At 67.8% G+C, this 6,953-nt stretch carries 8 protein-coding genes; 4 read left to right on the plus strand and 4 right to left on the minus strand.

Translation table 11 applies throughout. The features are described 5' to 3' along the window. Positions 1-88: 88 nt before the first annotated feature. Positions 89-1,318: an MFS transporter gene (locus IG98_RS0107905; RefSeq protein ID WP_030907758.1), complete on the plus strand. Its 1,230-nt coding sequence runs from the start codon at positions 89-91 to the stop codon at positions 1,316-1,318. Continuing rightward, a complete protein-coding gene (locus tag IG98_RS0107910; protein WP_030907761.1) occupies positions 1,315-1,899 on the plus strand; it encodes a cysteine hydrolase family protein in 585 nt (194 codons plus the stop codon). Before IG98_RS0107905 ends, IG98_RS0107910 begins: the two co-directional genes overlap by 4 nt. Positions 1,900-2,230: 331 nt before the next feature. Here IG98_RS0107910 and IG98_RS0107920 read toward each other — a convergent pair whose 3' ends face one another. From IG98_RS0107920 to IG98_RS48425, 4 genes are all read right to left on the minus strand, one after another. Beyond that, a complete protein-coding gene (locus IG98_RS0107920; RefSeq protein ID WP_030907764.1) occupies positions 2,231-2,770 on the minus strand; it encodes a DUF1062 domain-containing protein in 540 nt (179 codons plus the stop codon). Positions 2,771-2,933: 163 nt separating this feature from the next. Then, positions 2,934-3,308, minus strand: a complete 375-nt coding sequence (locus tag IG98_RS0107925) for a VOC family protein (RefSeq protein ID WP_030907767.1) — start codon at positions 3,306-3,308, stop codon at positions 2,934-2,936. A gap of 276 nt (positions 3,309-3,584) precedes the next feature. Beyond that, entirely contained in the window at positions 3,585-3,959 is a 375-nt protein-coding gene (locus IG98_RS0107930) for a hypothetical protein (protein ID WP_157594200.1), read from the minus strand. A gap of 454 nt (positions 3,960-4,413) precedes the next feature. Further along, the gene (locus IG98_RS48425; protein ID WP_342666798.1) at positions 4,414-6,024 is read right to left on the minus strand and encodes a helix-turn-helix domain-containing protein; all 1,611 of its coding nucleotides are present in this window, start codon (positions 6,022-6,024) and stop codon (positions 4,414-4,416) included. On the opposite strand from IG98_RS48425, the gene IG98_RS51840 reads away from it, so the two are divergent. Together IG98_RS51840 and IG98_RS0107945 are read left to right on the plus strand one after the other, a co-directional pair. Beyond that, positions 5,956-6,705 carry a hypothetical protein gene (locus IG98_RS51840; protein ID WP_169750088.1) on the plus strand — a complete coding sequence of 250 codons (750 nt, stop codon included), beginning with the start codon at positions 5,956-5,958 and terminating at the stop codon, positions 6,703-6,705. The genes IG98_RS48425 and IG98_RS51840 overlap by 69 nt on opposite strands. Next, the coding region (locus tag IG98_RS0107945) for a hypothetical protein (RefSeq protein WP_030907778.1) at positions 6,702-6,953 on the plus strand (252 nt) is incomplete at its 3' end. The genes IG98_RS51840 and IG98_RS0107945, both read left to right, overlap by 4 nt.

Below are 6,953 nucleotides of genomic sequence, written 5' to 3' on the forward strand. Positions count from 1 at the left end.
TCGGACGGTTGTTTGACCTGCTTACTCGCTGCGCGTTTTGATCTCCCGAATCAATGGATGGTTGTTTCCTGGAGATGGCAGGTGCGCGTTGGGAAGGTCGCTGGGGCGGCAGTTCAGGTGGTTCTGGGCCGCGTACGCGGTCAGCACGTTCGGCACACGGTTCGCGTTCGACGCGTTCGCCCTGATCGCGATTCTCGCTCTGGACGCGGGGCCTGCCGAGGTGTCGGTGCTGGCCGCCGCGGGGCTGGCGGTCGGAGCGGTGGTCGCGGTGCCGCTCGGGCCGTGGGTGGAGTTCCGGCCCAAACGGCCGGTGATGATCGCGATGGACCTGATCCGGTTCGCGGCACTGATGAGCGTTCCCGCCGCCTACATGATCGGCCGGCTGAGCTTCGCTCAACTCCTGGTTGTGGCGGTCGTTGTCGGCGCGGCCGACATCGCCTTCACCGCCGCGAGCGGAGCATGTCTGAAGGCGCTCGTCCGGCCCGAGGACCTGCTCGTCGCGAACGGGCGGTTCGAGGCCACGACCTGGACCGCCACCGCGCTCGGGCCGCCGCTCGGTACCGCCGCGATCGGGCTGGTGGGCCCGGTGACGAGCGTGGCGGCCAACGCGGTCAGCTTCCTCCTCTCGGCCGTGGGGATCCGCGCCATCGGCGGGCGGGAGCCACGTCCCGCGCGAACCGCCGCACCGCCCCGGCCCGGAGCCGGCGACCTGCTGGAGGGATGGCGGTACATCCTCGCCAGCCCGGCGCTGCGCCCGTTGTTCTTCAACACGGTCCTGGTCAGCGGCCTGATCATGGCAGCCTCGCCGCTGCTCGCCGTCCTCATGCTCGGTGACCTCGGGTTCGCCCCCTGGCAGTACGGCCTCGCCTTCGGCGTCCCCTGCGTCGGCGGCCTCATCGGCTCGCGACTGGCCCGCCCGCTCCTCACCCGGTTCGGACAGCACAGGGTCATGCTCACCGTCGGGACGCTGCGCGCGTGCTGGCCACTTGGATTGGCCTTCATCGGCCCCGGCCCCGCCGGGCTCTTCCTCGTCATCGCCATCGAACTCGGGCTGATCACCTGCATGGGCGTGTTCAACCCGGTGTTCGCCACCTACCGGCTCGAACAGCTCCCGTCGGATCGGATCGTCCGCACGCTGTCCGCCTGGTCGATCACCAGTAAAGCCACCGTCGCGGCCATGACCGGACTGTGGGGCCTGCTGGCCGGCCTCACCGGCCCCCGCATCGCGATCGCGATCGCCGGTCTCCTCCTGCTGGCGACCCCGCTCCTCCTCCCCCGACACGACCGCACGCCACTGGAAAGGCGAACACTCGCATGAGCATCACCCCCGCACACACCGCCCTGCTCGTCATGGACTATCAGCCCGCGCTCCTCGCGCTGCTCCCCGAAAGCGACGGTGAAGCCCTGCTGGGACGCATGGAAAAGGTGATCGCCGACGTTCGCGCCAAGGGCGGCACCGTCGCCTATGTCCGGGTCGGCTTCACCGAGGCCGACTGGGCTGCGATCCCGCCCACCAACAGGTCTTTCGCACCGATCGCCCAGCACCGTCTCATGCACCACGCAGACCCTGACACCGCCGTCCACGAACGTCTCGCTCCCCAGGACGGAGACATCATCGTGCGCAAGATCCGTCACGGAGGCCTGTCCACCACCGACCTCGATCAGCGGCTGCGCGAACGCGGCATCACCACTCTGATCATCGCGGGCATCAGTACCAGCGGCGTCGTCCTGTCCACCGTCCTCGACGCGGCCGACCGCGACTACCGGCTCTACGTCCTGGCCGACGGCGTCGCCGACCCTGCCCCCGAAGCGCACGACGTCCTGCTCCGTCAGGTCTTTCCCTCACGGGCCCACATCCTCGAAACCACCGAGTTGCCCACCCTCCTGCGGGCCGACTGACACCGGCCACGACTCCCGACCCCAAAGCAGCGGGGCCGTGCGCGCTGACCTGCTGTGATTCAGCGCGCGGATCGTTTTCGGCGGTGATGCGGGCGGCGACATCATCGCCAAGGCGAACGTACCGATCAGCGGTGGCGGCGGTGCCCCGCCGGGGCGCGGTCGCGTACTTCGTCATCAGGTCGTGGTCGTTCTCGATGACCTCGGGCCTGATGGGACGGGTCAGCGCCGGGCCGAGCAGCGGGTAGGGGGCGCCTTCGCGGGGCCTGACCGAGGCGGAACACGGCTGTGCCGTGTTCCGCCTCGGCGGAGGGCATCGCGCCGATACCCGGGCCTATTGAACCGGCCACACCAGGACGAATGAGAAGTCCAGTTTCGTCCTGCGGTTCAGCGGGATATCGATCTTGACTCTGTGCGCGATCTCATCGCGGCCGATGCCCAACCCATCGGCGATGAGCCGCTCGGGACGGACCGGCACGGGATCGTCGAAGGTGACCGTGATCTGAAGGGGCCACGGACCCTCGGGAACGGGAGGTGCGTGGAGTTCCCAGCACCCGTCCCAGTCGAGCGCGAACCGGTTGCGCCGGGCGATCAACGGGTCGAGAAGGGTGTCCACGACAAGGGCGGGCGAGTTGGCCGAGTAGCCGGCCAGCAGGCCGGCGGGCAGTGAGCGGACCGGGACGCGATCGTGGACGGTGAGCTTGCCGGTCCTGTCACAGGAAACGCAGTTGACCAGGAGCCAGACGTCGAGAAGTTTGCCGTTGGCGTTGACGCGGAATCTGCCGTTGCCGATGGTGGCGTGGCCGGAAGGGCAGGCCACGCACCGGAGGGCGAGCAGAGGCAGGCGGGTGCGCCGCACCGCCCAGGGCAGCACGATATGAGGATGTGAAGACATGATCTCTCTGAAGACCTGACGAAGAGCACGGAGAACAGAGCCGACGGCGTCGTCGGCGACCGATGCGCAGGGAAGTGTCAGGTCTAAAGAGCAGGCGGCGTCATGCGCGCGAAGTCCTCACATAGGGGTCGTTTGCCGATGCTCAGCTCAGGCGGGCTCGCAGAAGGCAGAATTCATTGTCTTCGGGGTCGACCAGGACGTGCCAGGGCTCCTCGCCGGTCTGGCCGACGTCGGCCGGGCGCGCCCCGAGCTTCAGGAGGCGTTCGAGTTCGGCGCTCTGATCGCGGTCGGTGGCGTTGACGTCGAAGTGCAGTCGCAGCCTGCCCACCTTGGGCTCGGTAGTGGGGCTGAAGATCAGAGTCGGCTGCAATCCGCCGAACCCTTCCCGTGGTCCGATCTCCACCGCGCCGTCGTCCTCGGTGTCGAGCACGATGAAGCCCAGCACCTCGCACCAGAACGCCGCCAGCCGTTGCGGATCCTGGCAGGGGATTATCAGTTCGGAAATGCGACAAGCCATGATCGGCACCCTACCGAGCATCGACCGTACGCGGCCATTCCTTAAACGGCGACGCAGTGGGCACCCGGGAACGGCGGCCCGGCCCCCGTACCTTGATCAGTTGACCGTGGGGTTCCAGATCAAGCCGGGCGGGATGAGGTCGAGCGTCCAGTTGCCCACCTGCGCGGCAGCCGCGAAGCCTTCCTCATCCTGGGATGCGCACTCATCTGCCGGCGGCGCCTAACCACAACGCCCGACAGCACCACACGACGAGGAGCCGACTTCCGTCAGGAGTTCTCAGCGCTGCCCGGGTTGAGCCTGCGGGGGCATCTGAGTCGGCCACGGACTGGTGGGCGGGGCAGCGGGCGCATGGGGTGGCTGCCCCGAACCGAAGGGCGCCGGGGAGAAGGAGACCGGAACGGCAGGCGGCGAGGCCCGGACCGAGTCCCGGCTACGGGCCCCCACCGCAACGGAGACGCTCGCGATCTCGAGAGCGAGCCCGCCCATGCCGAGGAGGATCGGGGTATGCACGCCGTCCTCGGTGTCGCAGATCTGCACCGGTTCCTTCCCGATTTTCGTGGCCCGACATTGCCACCCGGTGGCGTCGTCCATGTCCCAGAGGGCGGCGTAGCCGAGTACCGCAAAGCCGGAGACCATCAGGAGAATCTGCAAGGTACGAGCTAACGGCGACATGGTCCGCCACCATATCGGGCGCGTGTCCCTGGGCGGTGCGACACAGGAAGACCCCCGATGGTTGCGATCCTCACCGACCCCGGAGGGCCGGTGCTGGGGTTGCCGAGAGCCGACCGGCGGGACGCGTTTCATCCTCTGGCGGCCCCCTCCGGCCAGATCACGGTCACCCGCACACCGCGCCGCCGAGCTTCTGCTACGACGCCCGCCATCCCACCTTTGTCCACAGACGGCTCACCGTCCCACACCGCCACGAGCTCATCGACCGAGCCCCGCATCGCCTCAGTTGCAGTCAGTTGAACCGAGAAAGGATGTCTGCCAGACGAGGTGTTTGCCCAGACGGTCGCACGGCGAGGGAATTCCTTAGTTGATGCGAGGGGAGGCGGCCCCTGCCAGTCGGACGTTGGTCGAGGATGTGTGAGGGCAATTGCGGTGGTCAGGCTGACCGATCTCCTGCCGTCAGCGCGTGTAGTTCGCGGGCGGCGGGCAAACTCCGAGCTCCCTCGGGCAGTGCGGTCACGATCTCTCGCACGATCTTGCGCCGGGCGGCTGTGACGGGAAGAGATGCCGTGATGTCGAGAGCATGACCGAGTCCTTCGGTCACATCTCGATCTTGGACCAGTCCCCATGCCTGGAGGAGGCCGATATTGGCTCTTCCCCCGGCCTTCTCGTGCGGGCACGCTGCAAGAGCCCGCTCCAACAGGGGCATTGCCGCCTTGCCATCCCCCAGCATGGTGAGCGCGAAAGCCTCGGCGTACTGGACTCCCTCCGGAGGCATGCCCCACACGGAGACGTGGTCGCTGGTCACGAGGGCGGGAAGACGTTCGTAGACACCCCTGAAATCGTTGAGGACCTCGTGAGCGAGGTCTGTCCGTGCATCCGTGGCGAGGATGCGGCTACGGGTTTTCAGCGCTTCGGCCAAGCCGAGGCATGGGCGGCCATCGGCAAGATGTACGGCCTCCTCGATCAGGGTGTCTGCAGCGGGTCCAAGGCGACGTAGGTAGAACGATTGGGAGGCTTCGCCGGCACGGACCCAGACCCGCAGATCGAGGTCGCCGGAGGCGTCGGCGGCCAAGCGTGCCGCACGCCATGACCGCCAGCACGCGCGAGGGCTGGAGTTTTCGGCCAGGTCGAATGCCATGAACGCGGCCAGGTGAGCGTAGACGCGCAGCAACGTGGCCCGGTCGGTCAGGGGCTGGGAGTGCGTCAGGGCTTGTTCCAGGTCGCGGATGTCACCTGCCAGGTCAGCGATCCTGGAACCCGGCGGGTCGGTCCACACGCCCTGTGCGTAATCCCAGGCGATCTGCTCCCAGTCCGTCACGCTGTTCTCGTCCGCCTGACCCGTGATCCGCCCCAGGCCCGCGTGCAGAGCATCTACGGCGGAAGCGGGAATGGCGACCCCGGCACCCATCATCGTCAGGAATTGGAGAAGAGTACGACGCTCCACATCATCCTCGTTATGTACTGAGGGCTTTGTATCAAGCTTACTTCCCCGGAACCGGTCGATTTCCGCAATGAGGGCGTGGAGCGCCACAAGCTGTCCATTAGCCCCTAATGCCATATCAATTGCCCGGACACTGGCGGCGTCCGGCCGTGATGCAGCCCGTTCCCACGCAGAGATCATCGTGTGGTCCACGTGGACTATTTCGGCGAGGTCACGCTGCGACAAATGGGCATTATCCCGCCATTGGCGCATGGTGGCACCGAGCAAGTGCCACGGGGAATCGGCTGGATTAACCGGTTGGGGCGTACGCGGCATGCCGTACTCCAAGGTTGGGGGACGTTGGGGGATATACGTCATCCCCCAACGAACCTCTTGGATATCTCGTTTGGTCGATCCCACTATTACATCGACGTGACAACGAGCCCCGTGGAATGGCGGACCTGCTACCGGTAGCCGACACCGGGACGAGTCCTCAATCAGGGAAGGAGTCCTGACCCAATGCATAACCCTAATCCCCCGCTCCTGGATCGGACCATGGCGAGCGATTGCGGCTGTTTCGTTGAAAGACCGCCGTTGCCGATGGGGTGTGCCGTCTGTGGGCATGCGCCGTACGCGCACGGTTGCCCCGGCCAGGCCGCCGACCACGAGTACGCGCAGCCGTCCGGTGAGCTGATGGCCGAGCGCCTCGACATGCGCCGCAGGGTCGGTCTGGGCCAGGCCCTGCCGACCTTCGAGCCCATCCACGAGGTCACCGCGCAACTCGCCGCGGTCGTGCCCGCGCCCCGCCAGGCCGAGCGTGAGACTCCATCGGCCCGCACCCGGCCCCCCGGTCGTACGGACACGCGCCGCCCGGCGATGCCCGGCGCAGGCCGTCCGCATCGGCCGGTCGAGCCTCGCGAGGATCGCGCGGCCCGCCTGGCACTCGCCCGGGATCCACTCACCCGGCGGCGAGCCCTGATCACGGCCCGCGCCCCCGAACCTTCACCCCAGAGCGCGAAGCACCAGACACGACACCCGCACCCCGCGGAACCGCCCGCCCAACGGGCGCCCTTGCCGCCGGACATCAATCCGAACCCTCGCGAGCCCGCCACGCCCATGGTCCAGCGCACGCTCATCGCGCTACCGGACAGGCGCGTCACCACCACGGTCCAGCGGAGGCCCACCATGTCGCCGGACATCCCCGGCACCGAAGAGCGGCGCCCGGCCTACCAGGAGCCCCGGCCGTGGTTCGCCATCACTTCCGGCCGGGGCCGCCCCTCGTCCTGGCAGGAGGTCGCGGCGTGAACACGCCCCCGGAGCGGGACGACACCCTCGCGTGCGGGTGCGAGTGCAGATGTGGACCCGCCTCCCCGATCACCACTCCGCCGCCGACCGCCGTGGAGTACGCCCAGGACCTGGCCGCCGTACTGGCCGAACTGCACCACATCCACGCCGACGTCCACGAGCTCACCTCCGGCAACGCCATCAAGGACGACGTGGTGCGCAACGGGCTACCCCTGCCGGCCGACGTGATCGGTGCCGAGCATGTTGAC

The sequence above is a fragment of the Streptosporangium amethystogenes genome (genome assembly GCF_000721075.1).
Taxonomy (GTDB): Bacteria; Actinomycetota; Actinomycetes; order Streptosporangiales; family Streptosporangiaceae; genus Streptosporangium; species Streptosporangium amethystogenes.